We start from the raw sequence: 18,743 nt of genomic DNA, 5'->3' as shown, positions 1-18,743 counted from the left end.
AGTGCGGCAGCCCCCGCGTGGTGACGCGGGGGCTGCCGGGGGAAGGCGGGGCGGCTCGGGTCTGGCGGCGGGGTGGCCGGGTTCGGGTCGGGTGGTGGGTGGGTGGGCGGGGTCAGACCTGGCGGTAGGTGGCGAGGAAGCGGCCGATGCGGTTGATGGCGGTCTCCAGGTCGTCGGCCCGGGGGAGGGTGACGAAGCGGAAGTGGTCGGGGCGGGGCCAGTTGAAGCCGGTGCCCTGGACGACGTGGATCTTCTCGCGGAGCAGCAGGTCCAGGACGAAGCGCTCGTCGTCGACGATCCGGTGGACGGCGGGGTCCAGCCGGGCGAAGGCGTAGAGCGCGCCCTTGGGCTTGACGCAGCTGACGCCCGGGATCTCGTTCAGCGCCCGGTACGCGACGTCGCGCTGTTCGGCGAGGCGGCCGCCCGGCAGGACCAGGTCGTTGATGGACTGGTGGCCGCCGAGCGCGGCCTGGACCGCGTACTGGGCGGGCACGTTCGGGCACAGCCGCATGCCGGAGAGCATGGTGAGGCCCTCCAGGTAGTCGCTCGCGTGCTGCTTGGGGCCGGAGACGACCAGCCAGCCGCTGCGGAAGCCGGCCACCCGGTAGGACTTGGACAGCCCGTTGAAGGTGAGGGTGAGGACGTCGTCGGCGAGCGCGGCCAGGCAGTGGTGCTCGACGTCGTCGTAGAGGATCTTGTCGTAGATCTCGTCGGCCAGCACCATCAGCTGGTGCCGACGGGCGAGGTCGAGGATGCCCTCCAGCAGTTCCTTCGGATAGACGGCGCCGGTGGGGTTGTTGGGGTTGATGACCACGATCGCCTTGGTGCGGGCGGTGATCTTCGCGGCGATGTCGTCGAGGTCCGGGAACCAGTCGGCCTGCTCGTCGCAGGCGTAGTGCACCGCCTTGCCGCCGGCCAGCCGGACCACCGCCGTCCACAGCGGGTAGTCCGGCATCGGGACGAGTACCTCGTCGCCGTCGTCCACCAGTGCGGTGACGGCCATCTGGATCAGCTCCGAGACGCCGTTGCCGAGGTAGACGTCGTTGACGGTCACGCCGTCGACGCCGCGCTGCTGGTAGTACTGCACGACCGCGCGCCGGGCCGGCAGGATGCCCCGCGAATCGCTGTAGCCGTGCGCCCGCGGAAGGTTGCGGATGATGTCCTGGAGGATCTCCTCCGGCGCCTCGAAGCCGAACGTGGCCGGGTTGCCGGTGTTCAGCCGGAGCACGCTGTGCCCCGCCTCCTCCAGCGCGTTGGCCTGGTCGACCACCGGGCCGCGGATCTCGTAGCACACGTCATTCAGCTTGCTCGACTGCCGAAACTCCATCTGCGGCCTCCCGACCGTCACCCCACACCGACCCTGGTTGCTTTGTTCTACCAAGTAGGCACTTGGAAAGTCCAACCTTTTGGCTATGCTGATCCACATGTCACGCCGAAGCTACGACCAGTACTGCGCCGTCGCCCGCGCCCTGGACGCGGTGGGGGAGCGCTGGAGCCTCCTGATCGTCCGTGAACTCCTGGCCGGCCCGCGCCGCTACACCGACCTGCACGCCGACCTGCCCGGCGTCTCCACCGACATCCTCGCCGCGCGGCTCAAGCAGCTGGAGGGCGAGGGCGTCGTCGAGCGCCGCCGCCTGGAACGGCCGGCCAACGCCACCGTCTACGAGCTGACCGGGCGTGGGGCCGCGCTGCGGCCGGTCGTCGAGGCGCTCGGCGGCTGGGGACTCGACGCGCTGGGGGAGCAGCGGCCGACCGACGCGGTGCGGACGCACTGGGTCACGGGCGGGGCGGTGACGGCGGATCCTGTGGGCACGGCGGATGCGGTGGATGCGGCGGATGTGGTGGGCGCGGTGGCCGCCGGCTGAAGTCCGGCCTCGGTCCGGCTCCGGCCGCGGCGAGGTGGCCGGTCGCGGGGGCACCCGTGTGGGAGGCGCCGCGCCCGCGACCGGCGATGGGGAGAGCGGCCCCGGTGTCCGACACCCCCGAGGCCGGACGCCGCGGAGCGCACGGCCCGCGGTTCCCCCCCGGCCGTTCCTCCCGACGGTCCCCACTCTGCCCGCCGCCGATCAACGCGCGATCGGCGTCCGCTTGCCGCGGGCGTTGAGTCGCCGCCGATCCGCGCGCGCGGGCGGGGTCCACGGGTGGGCCGGGGACGGCGCGCGTACGATCGTCGGGCCATGGAGAACACGCAGAACACGCCCACCGCCTTTCGCAGTTACGTCGCCGTCGGGGACTCCTTCACCGAGGGCATGTGCGACGAGCTGCTGCCCGACGGCCACTACCGGGGCTGGGCCGACCGCCTCGCCGCCCGGCTCGCGGCCGAACACCAGGCCGAACACCGGGCCGAGCAACCGGCCGACGGCTTCCGGTACGCCAACCTCGCCGTTCGGGGCAAGCTCATCGGCCAGATCCACGACGAGCAGGTCGAGCGGGCCGCGGGACTGGGCGCCGAGCTGGTCACCCTGGCCGGCGGGCTCAACGACGTGCTGCGCCCGCGCTGCGACATCGCCCGGGTCGAGGAACTCCTCGGCTCCGCCGCCACCCGGCTGCGCGCCACCGGCGCCACCGTGGTCATGTTCAGCAGCACCGACCCCACCCGCCGGATGGCCGGCTCGGCCCGGCTGCTCCCCGCGATCCTGCGGATGAAGGACTTCGTCCACGAGCTCGCCCAGGACCCGGGCATCGCGGTGGTCGACCTGTTCTCCGCGCCCTGCTTCGACGACCGTCGGCTCTGGGCCGAGGACCGGCTCCACCTCTCGCCCGAGGGCCACCGCCGGGTCGCCGAAGCGGTGCTGGAGTCGCTCGGCCGGCCCGCCGGCTTCGACTGGCGCGCCCCGCTCCCGGCCACCGCCCCGCCGACCCGCGCCGAGAAGCTGGCCGCCGACGCCCGCTGGGTCCGCACCCACCTCGGCCCCTGGATCGGCCGCCGGCTCACCGGCCGCTCCTCCGGCGACGGCCGCGCGCCGAAGCGGGCCGAGCTGGCACCCTACGAGGGCTGAGCCCGGCGGTTCCGGGTGGGCCCGCGCCGTGCGAGAGTGCGGGCGGGTCAGCCGCGGAACAGGTTGTGGCCGACGTCCGACGGCACCGCGTCCTGGTACGGGACGGCGTCCGGGCCGGGCACCTGCTGGCCCGGGACCGGCTCGGTGCCCTCCCGGTGCAGCAGGTAGACGCCGTCCTCCGACCAGACCGTCCGGTACCCGTGCGCGAGCAGCAGCTCGATCCGCGCCGCCTGCTCCCGGTCGGTGCGGAACGGGAAGGACCGCTTGTCCGCGCGGATCAGCACGTACTCGCGCCCGCGCGGCTTCTCGTCCACCAGCACCACGTCCGCCCGCGCGGTCAGCCGGGGCGCCGCCTGGTTGTCGGCCTCCACCGAAGCGCCGTCCGGGACCAGCGCCGCGCCGCGCAGCAGCGCCGCCTCGCTCGGCTTCGGCTGCCAGTAGGCCGGGACGAACAGGTTCGCCACCCCCAGCGGCACCGCGGCCGCGACGGTCAGCGCCGCCGCCGCCGCACCGAGCCGCCGGGTGAGCACCCGGCCGTGGCAGCGGCCCAGTACCTCCAGCGCGGCGACCAGCAGGATCGGCCACAGGAACGCGTCGTAGTGCCGGGCGATCGACCAGTGGTTCGGATTGCTGGACAGCACCCGCTCGGCCAGCAGCGGGACGGCCAGGAGCACGGTCGCCGAGCGGAGCGGCAGGGCGAACAGGGTGCCGAAGATCCAGAGCAGCAGCAGCGGCTTCAGCGGGGCGTCGAAGGACGCCGTGAACAGCAGGGTCGGGTCCGCCAGGACGTTGGCGACCGCCGAGCCGCCGTCCTCGCCGAGCGCCTGGTAGTTCCAGTAGTAGCCGGGCACGCCGCCCATCGCGGGCACCAGCTTCGCGATGGCGACCGCCGAGGCGAGCGGACCGCCGAGCAGCAGCCCCGCGCCCCAGCGCACCGCCGGCCGGCGCCGGGCCGGATCGGGGTCCCGCCGGGCCCGCAGCAGCAGCACCAGGCCGTAGGCGCCCACGGCCAGGCCCATGTCCTCCTTGGTGCAGCACAGCAGCAGGCCGGCCAGCGCCGAGGCCCAGTACTGCCGGGCCATCCCGCGCTCCAGCATCAGCAGCGTGAGCGGCACCGCGAACGCCACCTCGTGGAACCCGCCGCGCGAGGCCACCAGCAGCGGCCACCCCAGTCCGTACGCGAGCGCGGCCAGGTCGGCGGCGCGGCGGGCGGTGCGCGGGTCGGCGTCGGCGAAGCAGCGTCCGGCGATCCGGCGGATCAGCGGCACCCCGGCGGCGAAGCAGAGCGCCTGGCCGAGCAGCAGCGAGCGCGGGTCGTCCCAGAGCCAGTAGAGCGGCGCCATCAGCGCGATCACGGGGGAGAAGTGGTCGCCGAGCAGCGAGAAGCCGGGCGGGAACTCGTGGTGGTAGCTCTTCAGCGTCGAGACCGGCAGGCCGAGGTGCGCGTAGCCGCGCACGCCCTGGTCGAAGATCCCGAGGTCGAAGCCGCCGAGCTGGGCGGTGGTCCACTGCTGGAGGCCGATCGCGAGGCAGACCGCGAAGCAGAGCAGGGTCAGGCCCAGGGTGCGGGCGCGCGGCGGGATCCGGAGGGCCGGTCCGGCGGCGGGGTCGGTGGTGCTGTCGACGCGGGCTGCGCCGGGCGTGCTCGTGGCGTCCTCGGCGCCCTCGGTGTCCGGGTACGGCGTCACGTCGTGCCGGGACATGCCTTGGGTCCTCCGTCGGTGCTGTACTGCTGAGCTGCGGTGCTGTGCGGTGCTGTGCTGCGACCCCGGTGCTGTGGTGGTGCTGCGGTGGTGCTGCGGTGCCGGGGTTCGGCCGACCACACTAACCGACGGCCGTTCGAAGCGGTCGGTACGCTCTACAGCGCACCACCCGTCGTCCTGGAGGAACAACAGCACCGTGAGCGTCCCGAGCCTCAACCTCGTCTCCGACTGCGGTAGCTGTTTCGGGCTGTGCTGTGTGGCACTGCCGTTCGCCGCCGGCACGGACTTCGCCGTCGACAAGGCCGCCGGCACCCCCTGCCGCAACCTTCGCACCGACTTCAGCTGCGGGATCCACGAGCGGCTGCGCGAGACCGGCTTCCCCGGCTGCACGGTGTACGACTGCTTCGGGGCCGGCCAGCAGGTCTCCCAGGTGATTTTCGGCGGGCGCAGCTGGCGCGAGGCGCCGGAGACCGCCCGGACGATGTACGAGGTGTTCCCGGTGGTGCGGCAGCTGCACGAGCTGCTCCAGTACCTCACCGAGGCGCTCGCCCTCGCCCCGGCCAGCCCCGTCCACGGGGAGCTGCGCCGGGCCCTGGAGGAGACGGAGCGGCTGGTCGGCGGCACCCCGGAGGAGATCCTGGCGGTCGACGTCCCCGCGCACCGGCAGACGGTGGCCGAGCTGCTGCTCCGGGCCGGCGAGCTGGTCCGGGCCGCCGTTCCGCGTCGGCGCGACCACCGGGGGGCGGACCTCTTCGGTGCCCGCCTGCGGGGAGCGGACCTGCGCGGTGCCAACCTCCGGGGCGCGATGCTGGTCGCGGCCGACCTGTCCGGGGCGGATCTGCGGCTCGCGGACCTCGTCGGCGCTGACCTGAGGGACGCGAACCTGGCCGGCGCCGACCTGACCGGGGCGCTCTTCCTCACCCAGGCCCAGCTGAACGCGGCCCGCGGCGATGCCGCCACCCGCCTGCCGGCCGCTCTGAAGCGGCCCGCGCACTGGCCGGAGACGGCCGACGCCCCGGCCCCGGCCGGACGCGCGCCCCGCAGGCAGCAGGGCGGCTCGGGCTCGGGCAGCGGTGCCCGAGCCGGTTCGGGCTCCGGCTCGGGCTCGGGTACCCGTTCGGGCTCGGGTTCCGGCTCCGGCGGACGGCCGAAGGGCGGCGGCGGCCGTCAGGGCAGGCCGCGTCGCGGCTGAGCGGCAGCGCCGCTCCGACCCCGGCAGTCAGCCTGTCGTGATCATCCGGCGGTGCGGGCGAACCGCATCGCGCAGCGGCGGTGGGCCCCGTCGTCGCTGAAGGCCTGGTCCGTCAGCTGCCAGCCGGCCGCCTCGATCCGCCGGACGTAGAGGGCGAGGTTCCGGTCGGGATGGACCGGGTGGAGGCGAATGCTCCGGTGGTGCTCGGCGTCCCCCCGCTCCCGGCACCGGGCAGCGTGGCTGTCCACGGGGGCGAGACCACGGGGCACATGGCGATCCATGCCGGCGATGGTAGGCGGGACCGGGACGCCGGGCATCCGGTTTCCTGGTGTCTCCTCCCCGGTCGGAGGCTGCGCGGTCAGCCGGTCAGCCGGTCAGCCGGTCAGCCGGTCAGCCGGTGAGCAGGTGCGGAGCGGTCGTGGGATGTCGGCGGAACAGCGCGCACCCGGCCCCGGCGAGGAGCAGCAGGCCCACGGCGGCGAGGGCGTAGGGGGAGCCGGCCGGGTGCAGCGGCCAGGCCCAGGGGCGGGGGCTGCCGTCAGGGTGCCAGCCCGCCGCCGAGCAGACCAGCGGGACGGCGGCGAGCACGGCGGCGGCCGGGCGGTGGCCGATCCAGGGGTGGACCAGCAGCGCGAGGCCGAGGTAGCCGGCGATGTTGCGCGCCACGACCAGGGCGAGCGCCCCCTGCCCGGCGGCGTAGGCGAGGCTGCCGCAGGTGGCTCCGGCGGCGGCCAGGGTGAGCGCGAGGCCGACGTCCAGTCCGCGCAGGAACCGCCCGGCGACGGTCTCGGTCCGCAGGTCCCCCCGGCCCAGCCCGTACAGCAGGAACACCGCCGGGAGCAGCGTGATCACGTGCGCGAGCAGGAAGTGCCCGGCCTGCCCGTGCAGGGCCGGCACCGGCAGTTCGCCGTCGCCGAGGAGCAGACCGGCGGCGACGGTCCCGGCGAGGACGGCCACCAGCTGCGGCACCGCGCGTGCCTTGCACCACCAGATCACCGCTCACCCCCGATCGTCGCACCGGTGTGCGGGACCGGAGGGGGCAGGGTGCCGCAGTCGGCCAGGGCGTCCAGGGTGTCCCGGTACCAGGCGAGCTGGGTGGCCTCGGGCAGCTGGAGCAGTTGGGCGGCGCGGGCGCTGTCGGCGGGAGTGAAGCGCCCGTCGGCGGGTCTCTCGGGGGTTCCGGTGATTCCGGTAGTGGCGGTGGAGGCGGCAGTCGCGGTGAGCCAGGCGGTGGCCGTGCCGGTGACGGCCGCGGCGGGGTAGGGGTCGCCGCGGCGGGCGCAGTCCGGGGTGCGGGGGAGCAGCCCGCCGACCACGGCGGCGGTGACGTCCGGCGCCCGCGCGTCGGTCGGGACCCCGAGCCCGGCCTCGCCCGGACCGGGCCGGGCGGCCATGGTGAACACCGCCGGGACGGGGACGCCGCGCCGGGCCAGCGCCCCGGCCGTCCGTCGGACCTCCTCGCGGACCAGCACCGAGCGGGCGGCGCCGAGCTCGGGCCAGAGGCAGACCCGCGGCTGTCCGGAGTCGCAGCGCAGCGCGGCCGAGGACCGGGGGCGCACCGGTTCGGGGCCGAGGTCGCGGGCGGTCCAGCCGCCCAGCGCGACCCCGCCCGCCGTGACCGCGAGCGCGGCGGCGAGGGCGAGCGGGCCGCCGCGCCGTCGGACCAGCAGGACGGCGGCCGCGCAGACCGCGCCGGAGAAGGCCAGCGAGGCCGCCACCGCCCGCCCGTCCAGTACCTGGTCCACCGCGCAGCAGTCGGACAGCCCGCCGCCGACCAGGTGCCGCGGCCAGTAGGTGTCGAAGGCGACCGGGTAGGCGTTGAGGACGAAGCTGCTGATCAGCGCGAGCGGGACGGCTACCACCGGCGCGAGCACCCGGCCGACGACCGAGCCGACCAGGGTGTTGGCGAGCAGCAGGCCGGCCCAGACCGCGAGGACGCCCGGCTGGGGCACGCCGTCCGCCGTGCCGCCGGCCAGTGCCGCGGTGGTGAGCGCGGCGAGCATGCCGAGCCCGCCCATCAGCGCGACCGGCAGCAGTACCGGAGTGGTGATGGCCAGCGCGGAGCGCACCGGCGAGCGGTCGAACACCCCGCCCCGGTGCAGTCGGCCGCCCTCCCAGGCGCCGGCGGCGGCGCACGCCGCGCAGGCGAACGGAAGTGCGAGGCTGGCGTGCCCGGCGGCGGCGAGCCCGTAGGCCGGGGTGACCCAGGCGGTCAGCTCGTCGCCGAGCGCGACCAGGACGAAGCCGAGCAGGAACGGCAGCACCCGGGTGCCGGCCGAGACCCTCAGAACGGTGCGCAGCAGCATGTCAGGTCTCCCGCTCGATCAGGCGCGCGTACGCGGCCTCGGCGCTCGGCGCACCAGTGACGGTTCCGGTTCCGGAGCCGGGGCCCGGGACGGCCGCCGTCGGCCGACCGGAACCGTCGGTGCCGCGCCCGGCGCCGGGCCCGCCCTCGGCCGCCAGCGCGTGGAACTCCTCGGTGGCGCCCTGGAATCTGACCTGCCCCCGGTCCAGCACCACCACCTGCCGGTACGTCCCGGCCAGGTCCTCGGTCTGATGGGTGGAGACGATCACGTTCACCTCGCTCGTCAACTCCTCCACCAGGGCGCGGAACACCGCCCGCTGGGTGGGGTCGAGGCCGGCGGTCGGCTCGTCCATCAGGATCAGTTCGCTGTGGTGGGCGAGGCAGCCGGCGATGCCCATCCGGCGCAACTGGCCGCCGGAGAGCCGGTGTCCGGGCCGGTCGGCCAGCTCGCGGAGGCCGACCCGGGCGAGCGCGACCGCCGAGGCCTGCCAGGCGGCGGCCCTGGACATGCCCTTCAACCAGCCGCAGTACGCGACCTGTTCACGGACGCTGAGCCCCGGCACCGGGGTGATCTGCTGCGGCAGCCAGGCCACCGCGCGCCGGTAGGCGGCCCGGTCGCCCGCGCCGGCCGCCGGATTGACGCCGTGCCAGCCGACGGATCCCCGGTGCGGGCTCAACTGGGAGGCGGCGAGGGCCATGAGGGTGGACTTGCCCGCGCCGTTGGGGCCGAGCAGGACGGTGGCCGGATTGTCGATCCGCAGATCGAGGCCGGTGAAGAGACGGGCCTTCCGGCCGTACTGGAATTCGATGCGCTGGAATTCAAGGGCCATGGCAGGGTCGACGCATTTCGCTCGGGAAAGGGGCGCGGGGTGCCGGCGGGCGGGGGCGGCCGCCGGCGCCGCACGTCGAGGGGGTGGGTCGGTGAGGGCGGGCCGAGGGGGCGGGAACGGCGGGCGGCCCGGGTGACGGAGCTCGGTGGTGCTCGGCGGTACTCGGTGGTGCTCGGTGGTGCTCAGTACCGGGTGGTTACGGTGTCCACCCAGAGCCGGGAGCCGCTGCGGACGCCCTCCAGTACGAAGTAGTAGTCGCCGGCGCTCTGGTCGCCCCAGCTGGACGTGTCGCAGTGGTTGGAGCGGATTCCGTAGGTCTTGTCGGGCCCGAAGACATCCTTGTAGAGCTGGAGGTCGGCGTCCTTGAAGTCGTTGTTCCCGGTCTGGCAGCCCTGGAAGGTGACGGAGGTGGCGACGTCGTCGCGGTCGCTGTCCGCCCATCGGCGGGACTCCGAGCCGGGGCCCCAACTGCTGATGTAGGACGCCCAGGAGCCCTCGGCGAGGGCAGGGGTGGCGCCGGCGAAGCCGAGCAGTGCGGCGGTCACCAGCAGGCCGCGGAGCACGCGGCCGGAGCGGTTCTCTGCGTCCATGGTCCGTCCGATCAGTCCGGTGGCACCGCCGGTCGGGCGGTGCCATGCAGGCAGAAGGAAACGAGCGGAGGTTCGACCGGAACGGTCACGGTCACCCGGTCGGCCGAGCCCCCGCGGAAATGACCTTAGCGTGCACGAACAGGTGGCCAGCACTATTTTTTCCGGCCATTCGGGCTGGTGCGGCCGGAGAACGGAACTCTGGCAAGCGGATGACCGGAAATCGCTGCAATTTCCCGATCCGAACGCTTTTCCGGAGAAAATCGATCCGCAATGTTCGCTTTTCTTCTATTGCTGGACCGATTCCTTTTTCATGTGATTGTCGCCCCGGTGCCGCCCTGGCTGGTTCCGGTTTACCGGTGGGCGCCTTCGGGCCGGTCCGGAAGCAGTCGTGCGCGCAGCCGGCCGATCAGTGCCTCGTCCACCCCGACAGTGCCGGTGGCATAGGCGTGGACCGAGCCGTGGGTGGTTGTCAGGTCCGCGAGCACGAGCCGGATCACGTCCTCCGGCGCGCGTCCGAAGCCCGGCCAGCGGAGCGTGCGCCCCGGATTGGCGGCGTGCCAGTCGGCCACCAGTCGCGCGGTGGCGAGCTCGGTGAGCGCGAAGTCGGCGGCCACGTCGTCCTCGCCGACGCCGAGCAGGCTCAGCACCAGTGCGGCCATCAGCCCGGTGCGGTCCTTGCCCGAGGCGCAGTGGAACACGACCGGCCGGTCGGCGTCGGCGATCAGCTCCAGGACGGTGCGGATCTCCGCTACGCCGTCCTCGGCCACCTCGGCGAAACGATCCGCCAGGTACCGCCAAGGGTCGAGCTCCGGATCGATCTCGGCCTGGTCGTACGGCCGGTGCTCGATCGAGAGGTTGTGGTACGCGACGCCCTCCAGCTCCGGCAGCCGGCCCTTGCGGGCGATCTCCCACGGGTAGCGCAGGTCGATCACGGTGCCGATGTCCAGCGCCCGGAACCGTTCGTGGTCGGCGGGCGAGGTGAGCGTCCCGAGCGAGGCCGAGCGGTAGAGCCGCCCCCATCGGACCGTCCGCCCGTCGGCGGTCGGGTAGCCGCCCAGGTCGCGGAAGTTGTGCGGTCCCTCGAAGGCGATATGGCGTGTCATGTTCGCACCCTAATGGGAAGGGTCGACGAGGGGGAGGGTCGCCCGGCGGGGACGGCCGCTCAGATCCGCTCAGGGCTGGTCGGGGCCGCTCAGAGCCGCTCAGAGCCGCTCAGAGCTGCTCGGGGGCCGCGACCAGCGCCTCCAGTAGGCCCGGGAAGCGCTCCGTGAACTCCTCGCCCCGCAGCGCGTTCATCCGCGAAGTGCCCACGTAGTGCTGGCGGATCAGCCCCGCTTCGCGCAGGACGTGGAAGTGGTGGGTGGCGGTCGACTTGCCGACCGGCAGCTCGATCACTCCGCACGGCAGGTCCTCGCCCGCCGCGTGCAGGGCGCGGACGATCTGCCTCCGCACCGGGTCGACGAGTGCCTCCAGGGCCTGCTGGAGCGTGATCGTCCGCAGGTCGGGGTGCGGGGGGACGCGGTCCCGGGTGGGGGTGGAGCCGGTGCGCGGTGCGGTTCGTGCCATCGGTGGTCGGCCTCCTGTCCTGTGAACGGCCATCGTACGAGACCGGTCGAAGTACGACAGCAATCAAAGTTTGACAGCCACCGTACTTTGGGCTTGGCTGGACGGCACGGAAACGCGTTGATCACCTGCGCCGGAAGGAAGTTGAACCATGGTCAGGACCGTGCTGTTCCACGAGCTGGGCGGACCCGAGGTGCTGCGGCTGGAGGAGGTGCCGATCGCCGACCCCGGCCCCGGGGAGCTCCTCGTCCGCATCGACGCGGTCGGCCTCAACCGGGCCGAGGTGCTGTACCGCAGTGGCCAGTACATCGAGGACGTCAGGGAGTTCCCCGGCCGCCTCGGCAGCGAGGCCGCAGGGGTCGTCGAGGCGATCGGCCCGGCCGTCACGGGGTTCGCCGTCGGCGACGCGATCAGCGTCGTCCCGGCCTTCTCGATGAACGACTACGCCGTCTACGCCGAGCGCGCCGTCGTCCCGGCGAACGCGGTGGTGCACCGGCCCGAAGGGCTGGACGCGGTCGGCGGCGCGGCGGTCTGGATGCCCTATGTCACCGCGTACGGCGCCCTGGTGGAAGTCGGAGGGCTGCGCGCCGGTGGCGCCGTGGTGATCACCGCCGCCTCCAGCAGTGTCGGACTGGCGGCGATCCGGATCGCCGACCGCGTCGGCGCCGTCCCGATCGCCACCACCCGCACCCCGGCCAAGCGCGAGGCCCTGCTGAAGGCCGGCGCCGCCGAGGTCGTCGTCACCGAGGAGGAGGACCTCGCCGCCCGCGTCCTGGAGCTGACCGGCGGCCGGGGCGCGGACCTAGCCTTCGACGCCGTCGCCGGGCCCGGCGTCGTCGACCTCGCCCGGGCCCTCGCCCCGGGCGGCACTCTTCTTCTCTACGGCGCCCTCAGCGGCGAGGACACCCCGTTCCCGCCGATGCCGGTGATGAAGGGCAAGTCCATGCGCAGCTACACCCTGCACGAGCTCACCACCGACCCCGAGGGCCTGCGCCGCGCCGAGGCCTTCGTCGCCTCCGGTCTGCGCGCCGGTGCCTTCGAGCCCGCGGTGGACCGGGTCTTCCCCTTCGAGGAGATCGCCGACGCCCACCGGTACCTGGAGGGCGGCAGTCAGATCGGCAAGATCGTGGTGAAGGTGGACCACTGACGTACTTCCGGGAATCGGGGCGCTGTCGCACAGTGGGTCGATGAGAAGCGCGGACGCGGGGAACGGGGCGGGGGGAAGCACGCCGAACAAGCGGGTCGAGCGGCTGGTGAGCGAACTGGAAGCGACCCGTGCCTCCGTCCTCCCCGCGTGACACCGACGTTCACAGGCCGCGCAGCCGGCTGATTCTCGAGGAGTACGGAATGGCGTCGAGGTACGGACCACTGCGGTACGAGTCGGACGGCGCCCGGCTGTGGCGCGGGGAAGCCCGGGCCTGGGAGCCGGTGTTCGACCGGGAAGGGCTGCGGCGGGAGGCCGGCGGGAAGGAGATCCACTGGGGCGGGATCGAGCGGATCGACGTGGAGATCCGGGACATCGGCCTCAAGTCCTGGGCCCAGAACGCCCTGATGTTCCTGCTCACCGTCGGCTCGGTGACGGAGCGGGCTCCCGGGACCACGGACTCCTACCTCTGGGTGAAGCCGCTGGACGGGCCGCCGGTGCGTTGGGCCTTCGACGTGCCGATGCGGTCCGAGGCCCGCTGGAGCCCGGGGGCCGTGCGCCGGTTCGTGCGCCGCCTCGACCGGACCGGACGGCGGGCCCACCTCGGGTCGCCGGAGCTGGCCGGCAGTCTGGCGGCGCTGCGGCGGATCCCGCAGTTCCCGCCGTGGACGCGGGACCGTGCGGTCGACCGGATCGTCGACGCGCTGCCGGGTACCGATCGGGTGCGGGACCAGCCGTGACGGCAGCGATGTGACACAAAGGCATTGAGAGGGTGGTTATGGAACTGCAGTCCCTCGGGAGTATCAGGGCGTGGCGCAATCCGGTGACTTCGCGGCGGCCGGCCGCGGAGCTGGACTCGCCGTTGGGGCGGATCACCGTCTTCCGAGGGCCGATCGGCGCCTACGTGCCGCTCGGGGGCAGCACCGAACGCTGGGAGTTCGTGCTGGACGGCAGCGAGATCCTCTCCGTCGACGGCATGGGTACACCGGGCTACGGGGCACGGGGCCAGCTGAAGCGCGGGGTGGACGTCTCGCTGCTCGGGGTGAAGGGGCGTGTCACCGGAAGGCGTTCCCTGGGGCCGCGTGGGCGCTTCGTCAGGCTGGAGGCGGGCGGGACCGTGTTCGTGGCCGGGGCGCGTCTTCCGCGCGACTACGTCGTCGACTCCTCGGGCACCGAGCTCGCTGACTTCAACGGAACGGACTGGCGCTTCAGGGCGGCCGAGCCAGGCATCGTCGCGTTCGCGGCCCTGATCGTCGCGGCCGACCTCGGGGTGACGCTGATGTCGCCCCTGCTCGAGATCTTCTGAGGCGGCTCCGCGGTCCGCTCCCGCTCCGCAGTGGGATCGGCGATGATGGATCCGGTGTGACGGGTCGTGGGGACGGTCGTCCGGGGCGGCCCGTGCCGGACGAGCAGGCGGAGGCCCGATGGAGCACGGTATCGACCGCAACCTCGCCACGTCCGCGGACCGGGCGGACTATCTGGTCGAGCTCTCCAACATCGTCCGGCGCACGGACTTCGGCGGGCCCGCGCCGAGGTCGCTGCACCGGCTGGGCCTGGTGGTGGACGCGCTGGTGCGGCTCACCGGGGACCGGCGGGTGGCCGTCTACTGCGTCGCCGACCGCAGCCTGCTGGGCGGGCGGCGGGAGTTCACCGAGCCCGGGGACGCGCCGACGCTGGCCCGCTGGGTCGCCGAGGGGCTGGTCGAGGAGGTGCCGGACGCCGACGAGCGGGTGCTGGAGATCGCCGGCATGACCGGGATCCAGGTGGTGACCGGCGACTACTACGACGACCACCGGATCGAGCACCCGTGGATCCAGGGCAACACCTGGCAGTTCCTGCGGCCGGAGGCGGCCGGGCGGGGCGCGGTCCGGCTGGCGCCGCTGGACATGGGGCACCGGACCGGCGCGGAGATCTCCAAGAAGATGGAGCTGTCCGTGCTCAAGAAGCAGGGGCTGCTGACCGCCGCCCGCAAACCGCTGGTCGAGGTGGTCGGGCGGGCCTGGCGCTGCCCGGACGCGCGGTGCAGCCTCTACAGCGTGCACCGCGGCGGGCGGGTGATGCTGCCGCGGATGCGCGGCGGTGTGCCGACCTGCGAGCTGCACGGCACCCCGCTGCTCGACGACGGGGCCCGGCCGGGTGCCGCCCAGGTGAAGCTGGTGCTGGACGGGGAGTGCGTGGGCCGGTTCACCCTCGACGAGGGCGCGCGCACCGAGGTCGGCCGTGCCCCGGGGACGGCCGACGGCATCGCGCTGGCCGGGCTGCTGCCCGCCGAGCGCGCCGCCCGGGTCAGCCGCCGGCACCTGCTGGTCGCGGTGCGCGGCGGCGCCGTGGTGGTGCGGGACACCAGCACCTACGGCAGCCGGATCCGGGTGGCCGGGCGGCGCGGGCACCTCGGCCCGTGGGAGCCGTTCGCGGCGGGGGCCGACCGGCCGTTCCGGCCGGGAGACGAGGTCGAACTCACCCCCGGCCTGCTGCTGACCCGCAGCGGGCGCCGCTTCCCGGCCGAACTGGCCGGCGCCTGGCGGGCGGAGGGCGCCCGCACCCCGCTGCCGCCGGGCGCGGCGGAGCCCACCCGCTTCGTCTGAGGCAGCACCCCCTCCGTCAGACGCTGCGGTCCGTCAGGACCTCCCGGACGACGTGGCGGGCGTTGGCGGCCAGCGGGGGGTTGGTGGTGCGGTAGTAGGGCAGTTGGACGAGGGCGATGGAGAGCGCCCAGGCGCGGCCGCGTTCCCAGGTGGCGTCGTCGACCGCCAGGGCGGCCCGGAAGGCCGGGCGGGCGGACGCCGGGAGCACGTTCCAGGCGGCGATCAGGTCCACCGTCGGATCGCCCGTCCCGAGCAGCCCGAAGTCCAGGACGGCGCTCAGGCGTTGTCCGGCGACCAGGAGGTTCCCGGCGGTGAGGTCGCCGTGCACCCAGGCGGCCGGGCCGGTCGGCTCGGGCAGCCGCAGTGCCTTGTCCCAGAGCGCGGTGGCCGCCCCGGTGTCGATCACGCCCCGCAGCCGTCCGACCGCCGCGCGGGTGGCGGCGTCGCGGCCGGCCAGCGGGCCGCCGCGGGAGGCCGGCGGGGCGTCCGGCCCCGGCTCGACGGCGCGCAGCGCGCCGAGGAACCCGGCCAGGTCCCGGGCGAGTTGCCCGGGGTCGGCGAGCGCCCCGGCGGTCGGGTTGGCGCCGTCCAGCCAGCGCAGCACCGACCACTCCCACGGGTAGGCGGCGGTCGGCCGCCCGTGGGCGACCGGTATCGGCACCGGTACCGGCAGCCGCGGCGCGAGGCGGGGCAGCCAGTGCTGCTCGCGCGCGATGTTCCCGGCGGCCCAGGCGGCCCGGGGCAGCCGGACGGCGAGGTCGGCGCCGAGCCGGAACATCGCGTTGTCCGTGGCGGTGATGCCGACCGGGGTCAGCGGCAGGCCCGTCCACTGCGGGAACTGGGCCGCGATCAGCCGTCTCACCAAGCCGGTGTCGATGACGGGTTCTTCGTCGTGAAGACGGTCGTGCAGGAAGTCGTCGTCGTGCATGCGGTCGGGCGTCCGGGCGGCTGCGCACATGCCCGGCACTGTACGCCGGGACGGGCCCCGCGATCAGGCGGATTTCGAACACCAGGGTGAGAACGTGAGGATTTCACAGGGGCGTTGGGTTTCGTAGGGGGCGCCCGGGGAGGCGCCGGCGCTGCCGGGAGCCGCCGGTCCGGGCCGGTCGGAGCGGTGGCCGATCGGTCGCGGAGCGCTCTGCGGGTGGGCGCGGAGCGGTCGTGGGGCGCGGGGCGGGGGCGCGCCCGCGCGGGTGGGCGCCGTCCGGCCGGGACCGCCGGCGCGCCACGCCCGGGGTGGTGGGGGCGGGGCGGGCCGTCGGTGGCGGCTGTCAGAATGCGGGGGTACGGACAGCAACTCTGAAGAAGGTGACCGGCTTCGTGACCACGCCAGTCGAACAGGCGGCCCAGCAGGCCCAGCAGGCGATCGGGCGGAAGATCGCCGAGGAACTGGGCGTCCGCGAGGGGCAGGTGAAGGCGGCGGTCGAGCTGCTGGACGGCGGTGCGACGGTGCCGTTCGTGGCCCGTTACCGCAAGGAGGTCACCGGCTCGCTGGACGACACGCAGCTGCGCACCCTGGAGGAGCGGCTGCGCTACCTGCGGGAGCTGGAGGAGCGCCGCGCCGCCGTCCTGGAGTCGGTCGAGGCGCAGGGCAAGCTGGACGACGAGCTGCGGGCACGGATCCTCGCCGCCGACTCCAAGGCGCGGCTGGAGGACATCTACCTCCCGTTCAAGCCGAAGCGGCGCACCAAGGCCCAGATCGCCCGCGAGGCCGGTCTGGAGCCGCTGGCGGACACCCTGCTCGCCGACCCGACGCAGGACCCGGCGGCGCTGGCCGCGCGGTACCTCAACGAGTCCGTCGCGGACGGCGCCGCCGCGCTGGAGGGCGCCCGGGCGATCCTGGTCGAGCGGTTCGGCGAGGACGCCGACCTGGTGGGCTCGCTGCGCGAGCGGATGTGGAGCAGGGGCCGGCTGGTCGCCACCGTCCGCGAGGGCAAGGAGCAGGAGGGCGCGAAGTTCGCCGACTACTTCGACTTCGCCGAGCCGTACACCAAGCTCCCCTCGCACCGGATCCTGGCGATGCTGCGCGGCGAGAAGGAGGAGGTGCTGGACCTCGACCTGTCCCCGTACGACGGCGACGAGGGCGGCGACCTGCCCGGCGCGAGCGACTACGAGCAGCGGATCGCCGCCCGCTTCGGCATCGCCGACCACGGCCGCCCGGCCGACAAGTGGCTCGGCGACACCGTCCGCTGGGCCTGGCGCACCCGGGTGCTGGTCCGGCTCGGCATCGACCTGCGCGGCCGGCTGCGCGCCGAGGCCGAGGACGAGGCGGTCCGGGTGTTCGCCGCGAACCTGCGGGACCTGCTGCTGGCCGCCCCGGCCGGCACCCGCGCCACCATGGGCCTGGACCCGGGCTTCCGGACCGGCGTGAAGGTCGCCGTGGTGGACGCCACCGGCAAGGTGCTCGGCCACGACACGATCTACCCGCACCAGCCGGCCAACAAGTGGGACGCCGCGCTGGCGACGCTGGCGGCGCTGGCGAAGAAGCACGGCGTGGACCTGGTCGCGATCGGCAACGGCACCGCCTCGCGGGAGACCGACAAGCTCGCCGAGGACCTCCTCAAGCGGCACCCGGAGCTGGGCGTGACCAAGGCGATGGTCAGCGAGGCCGGCGCCTCGGTGTACTCGGCCTCCGCGTTCGCCTCGCAGGAGCTGCCGGACCTCGATGTGTCGATCCGCGGCGCGGTGTCGATCGCCCGCCGGCTCCAGGACCCGCTGGCCGAGCTGGTCAAGATCGACCCCAAGTCGATCGGCGTCGGCCAGTACCAGCACGACCTGAGCGAGGTGAAGCTCTCGCGCTCGCTGGACGCCGTGGTCGAGGACTGCGTCAACGCGGTCGGTGTGGACGTCAACACCGCCTCCGCGCCGCTGCTGACCAGGGTCTCCGGCATCACCGGCACGCTCGCGGACAACATCGTCGCGCACCGGGACGCCAACGGCCCGTTCCGCACCCGCAAGGAGCTCAAGAACGTCGCCCGGCTCGGCCCGAAGGCCTTCGAGCAGTGCGCGGGCTTCCTGCGGATCCCGGACGGCGACGACCCGCTGGACGCCTCCGGGGTGCACCCGGAGGCCTACCCGGTGGTGCGCCGGATCCTGGCCGCGACCGGCGGGGAGCTGCGCGAGCTGATCGGCAACGGCAGCCGGCTGCGCGCGCTGCGGCCGAGCGACTTCGCCGACGGCACCTTCGGCGTCCCGACCGTCACCGACATCCTGGGCGAGCTGGACAAGCCGGGGCGCGACCCGCGTCCGGCGTTCCGCACCGCCACCTTCAAGGAGGGCGTCGACAAGATCGGCGACCTGGAGGTCGGCATGGTGCTGGAGGGCGTGGTGACCAATGTGGCCGCGTTCGGCGCCTTCGTCGACGTGGGTGTGCACCAGGACGGCCTGGTGCACGTCTCGGCGCTGTCGAAGAACTTCGTCAAGGACCCGCGCGAGGTGGTCAAGCCCGGAGACATCGTGACCGTCCGGGTCACCACGGTGGACGTGCCGCGCAAGCGGATCGGGCTCACCCTGCGGCTGGACGACGAGGTCGGCCGCGGTGGCGGCGAGGGCGGTCGGGGCGAGGGCGGGCGCGGCGGCGACCGGCAGGCGCGTCCGCCGCGCCAGGAGCGGCGCGGAGGCCAGGGGGGCCAGAGCGGTCAGGGTGGCGGCCAGGGCGGTCGTGGCCAGGGCGGCGGCGGTCAGGAGCGTCGGGACCGGGGTGGTTCCGGTGGCTCGGGCGGCTCGGGGTCGCTGGGCAACAGCGCCATGGCGGACGCGCTGCGCCGGGCCGGTCTGGCCGGCGGGGGCGGTTCGGACGACCGCCGCTCCGGGCGGCGCTGACACCCGGGGC

General features: G+C 74.2%; 17 protein-coding genes and 2 pseudogenes. 9 read left to right on the top strand and 10 right to left on the bottom strand.

Features of this window, described 5'->3' with window-relative positions; genetic code table 11:
- Positions 1-112 precede the first annotated feature (112 nt).
- Positions 113-1,327: a pyridoxal phosphate-dependent aminotransferase gene (locus IF01_RS0100770; protein WP_030391220.1), complete on the bottom strand. Its 1,215-nt coding sequence runs from the start codon at positions 1,325-1,327 to the stop codon at positions 113-115.
- A gap of 97 nt (positions 1,328-1,424) precedes the next feature.
- Between IF01_RS0100770 and IF01_RS0100765 the strand changes: the two are divergent.
- Positions 1,425-1,775: pseudogene (locus IF01_RS0100765) on the top strand (winged helix-turn-helix transcriptional regulator); the annotation flags it as partial.
- Between the two features lie 402 nt (positions 1,776-2,177).
- Positions 2,178-2,999: an SGNH/GDSL hydrolase family protein gene (locus tag IF01_RS0100760; protein WP_030391218.1), complete on the top strand. Its 822-nt coding sequence runs from the start codon at positions 2,178-2,180 to the stop codon at positions 2,997-2,999.
- A 47-nt stretch (positions 3,000-3,046) separates the two neighbouring features.
- Here the strand turns inward: IF01_RS0100760 and IF01_RS0100755 are convergent, their stop codons facing one another.
- The gene (locus IF01_RS0100755) at positions 3,047-4,702 is read right to left on the bottom strand and encodes a DUF2079 domain-containing protein (RefSeq protein ID WP_078879548.1); all 1,656 of its coding nucleotides are present in this window, start codon (positions 4,700-4,702) and stop codon (positions 3,047-3,049) included.
- Positions 4,703-4,898: 196 nt separating this feature from the next.
- On the opposite strand from IF01_RS0100755, the pseudogene IF01_RS0100750 reads away from it, so the two are divergent.
- A pseudogene (locus tag IF01_RS0100750) lies at positions 4,899-5,699 on the top strand (pentapeptide repeat-containing protein); the annotation flags it as partial.
- Positions 5,700-5,935: 236 nt separating this feature from the next.
- Here the strand turns inward: IF01_RS0100750 and IF01_RS0100745 are convergent.
- The 5 genes from IF01_RS0100745 to IF01_RS0100725 form a co-directional block, all read right to left on the bottom strand.
- Positions 5,936-6,175 (bottom strand): hypothetical protein, encoded by a 240-nt coding sequence (locus IF01_RS0100745; RefSeq protein ID WP_149030487.1) that lies wholly within the window; start codon positions 6,173-6,175, stop codon positions 5,936-5,938.
- A 109-nt stretch (positions 6,176-6,284) separates the two neighbouring features.
- A complete protein-coding gene (locus tag IF01_RS0100740; protein WP_157855132.1) occupies positions 6,285-6,863 on the bottom strand; it encodes a hypothetical protein in 579 nt (192 codons plus the stop codon).
- Between the two features lie 23 nt (positions 6,864-6,886).
- Positions 6,887-8,200 carry a DUF7224 domain-containing protein gene (locus IF01_RS0100735; RefSeq protein WP_030391213.1) on the bottom strand — a complete coding sequence of 438 codons (1,314 nt, stop codon included), beginning with the start codon at positions 8,198-8,200 and terminating at the stop codon, positions 6,887-6,889.
- 1 nt (position 8,201) lies between these two features.
- Positions 8,202-9,029: an ATP-binding cassette domain-containing protein gene (locus tag IF01_RS0100730; RefSeq protein ID WP_063764105.1), complete on the bottom strand. Its 828-nt coding sequence runs from the start codon at positions 9,027-9,029 to the stop codon at positions 8,202-8,204.
- Between the two features lie 182 nt (positions 9,030-9,211).
- Positions 9,212-9,619: a hypothetical protein gene (locus tag IF01_RS0100725; protein ID WP_030391211.1), complete on the bottom strand. Its 408-nt coding sequence runs from the start codon at positions 9,617-9,619 to the stop codon at positions 9,212-9,214.
- 130 nt (positions 9,620-9,749) lie between these two features.
- Between IF01_RS0100725 and IF01_RS48020 the strand changes: the two genes are divergently transcribed.
- Positions 9,750-9,935 carry a hypothetical protein gene (locus IF01_RS48020; protein WP_157855131.1) on the top strand — a complete coding sequence of 62 codons (186 nt, stop codon included), beginning with the start codon at positions 9,750-9,752 and terminating at the stop codon, positions 9,933-9,935.
- Between the two features lie 34 nt (positions 9,936-9,969).
- Here the strand turns inward: IF01_RS48020 and IF01_RS0100720 are convergent, their stop codons facing one another.
- Entirely contained in the window at positions 9,970-10,722 is a 753-nt protein-coding gene (locus tag IF01_RS0100720; protein WP_030391210.1) for a tyrosine-protein phosphatase, read from the bottom strand.
- Between the two features lie 109 nt (positions 10,723-10,831).
- Positions 10,832-11,185: an ArsR/SmtB family transcription factor gene (locus IF01_RS0100715; RefSeq protein ID WP_030391209.1), complete on the bottom strand. Its 354-nt coding sequence runs from the start codon at positions 11,183-11,185 to the stop codon at positions 10,832-10,834.
- A gap of 148 nt (positions 11,186-11,333) precedes the next feature.
- Here IF01_RS0100715 and IF01_RS0100710 point away from each other — a divergent pair, with 148 nt between their 5' ends.
- From IF01_RS0100710 to IF01_RS0100695, 4 genes are all read left to right on the top strand, one after another.
- Positions 11,334-12,329, top strand: a complete 996-nt coding sequence (locus IF01_RS0100710) for a zinc-dependent alcohol dehydrogenase family protein (protein ID WP_030391208.1) — start codon at positions 11,334-11,336, stop codon at positions 12,327-12,329.
- Between the two features lie 200 nt (positions 12,330-12,529).
- Entirely contained in the window at positions 12,530-13,066 is a 537-nt protein-coding gene (locus IF01_RS0100705; RefSeq protein WP_030391207.1) for a hypothetical protein, read from the top strand.
- A gap of 83 nt (positions 13,067-13,149) precedes the next feature.
- On the top strand, positions 13,150-13,632 hold the full coding sequence (locus IF01_RS0100700) for a hypothetical protein (protein ID WP_157855130.1): 483 nt from the start codon (positions 13,150-13,152) through the stop codon (positions 13,630-13,632).
- 118 nt (positions 13,633-13,750) lie between these two features.
- Positions 13,751-14,911: a hypothetical protein gene (locus tag IF01_RS0100695; protein WP_030391205.1), complete on the top strand. Its 1,161-nt coding sequence runs from the start codon at positions 13,751-13,753 to the stop codon at positions 14,909-14,911.
- 16 nt (positions 14,912-14,927) lie between these two features.
- Here the strand turns inward: IF01_RS0100695 and IF01_RS0100690 are convergent, their stop codons facing one another.
- Entirely contained in the window at positions 14,928-15,869 is a 942-nt protein-coding gene (locus tag IF01_RS0100690) for an aminoglycoside phosphotransferase family protein (protein WP_233290302.1), read from the bottom strand.
- Between the two features lie 362 nt (positions 15,870-16,231).
- Here IF01_RS0100690 and IF01_RS0100685 point away from each other — a divergent pair, with 362 nt between their 5' ends.
- Positions 16,232-18,733 carry a Tex family protein gene (locus tag IF01_RS0100685; protein ID WP_051754849.1) on the top strand — a complete coding sequence of 834 codons (2,502 nt, stop codon included), beginning with the start codon at positions 16,232-16,234 and terminating at the stop codon, positions 18,731-18,733.
- Positions 18,734-18,743 lie beyond the last annotated feature (10 nt).

This window comes from Kitasatospora purpeofusca (assembly GCF_000718025.1).
Classification (GTDB): domain Bacteria; phylum Actinomycetota; class Actinomycetes; order Streptomycetales; family Streptomycetaceae; genus Kitasatospora; species Kitasatospora purpeofusca.
The sequence above is the reverse complement of the archived record's forward strand: the minus strand, read 5'-3'. Positions and strand labels throughout refer to the sequence as shown.

Bases quoted from the DNA above. Each gene is read 5' to 3' on its own strand.
- IF01_RS0100770 (WP_030391220.1), bottom strand. From the start codon at position 1,327: ATGGAGTTTCGGCAGTCGAGCAAGCTGAATGACGTGTGCTACGAGATC.
- IF01_RS0100760 (WP_030391218.1), top strand. From the start codon at position 2,178: ATGGAGAACACGCAGAACACGCCCACCGCCTTTCGCAGTTACGTCGCC.
- IF01_RS0100755 (WP_078879548.1), bottom strand. From the start codon at position 4,702: ATGTCCCGGCACGACGTGACGCCGTACCCGGACACCGAGGGCGCCGAG.
- IF01_RS0100745 (WP_149030487.1), bottom strand. From the start codon at position 6,175: ATGGATCGCCATGTGCCCCGTGGTCTCGCCCCCGTGGACAGCCACGCT.
- IF01_RS0100735 (WP_030391213.1), bottom strand. From the start codon at position 8,200: ATGCTGCTGCGCACCGTTCTGAGGGTCTCGGCCGGCACCCGGGTGCTG.
- IF01_RS0100730 (WP_063764105.1), bottom strand. From the start codon at position 9,029: ATGGCCCTTGAATTCCAGCGCATCGAATTCCAGTACGGCCGGAAGGCC.
- IF01_RS0100725 (WP_030391211.1), bottom strand. From the start codon at position 9,619: ATGGACGCAGAGAACCGCTCCGGCCGCGTGCTCCGCGGCCTGCTGGTG.
- IF01_RS0100720 (WP_030391210.1), bottom strand. From the start codon at position 10,722: ATGACACGCCATATCGCCTTCGAGGGACCGCACAACTTCCGCGACCTG.
- IF01_RS0100715 (WP_030391209.1), bottom strand. From the start codon at position 11,185: ATGGCACGAACCGCACCGCGCACCGGCTCCACCCCCACCCGGGACCGC.
- IF01_RS0100710 (WP_030391208.1), top strand. From the start codon at position 11,334: ATGGTCAGGACCGTGCTGTTCCACGAGCTGGGCGGACCCGAGGTGCTG.
- IF01_RS0100705 (WP_030391207.1), top strand. From the start codon at position 12,530: ATGGCGTCGAGGTACGGACCACTGCGGTACGAGTCGGACGGCGCCCGG.
- IF01_RS0100695 (WP_030391205.1), top strand. From the start codon at position 13,751: ATGGAGCACGGTATCGACCGCAACCTCGCCACGTCCGCGGACCGGGCG.
- IF01_RS0100690 (WP_233290302.1), bottom strand. From the start codon at position 15,869: ATGTGCGCAGCCGCCCGGACGCCCGACCGCATGCACGACGACGACTTC.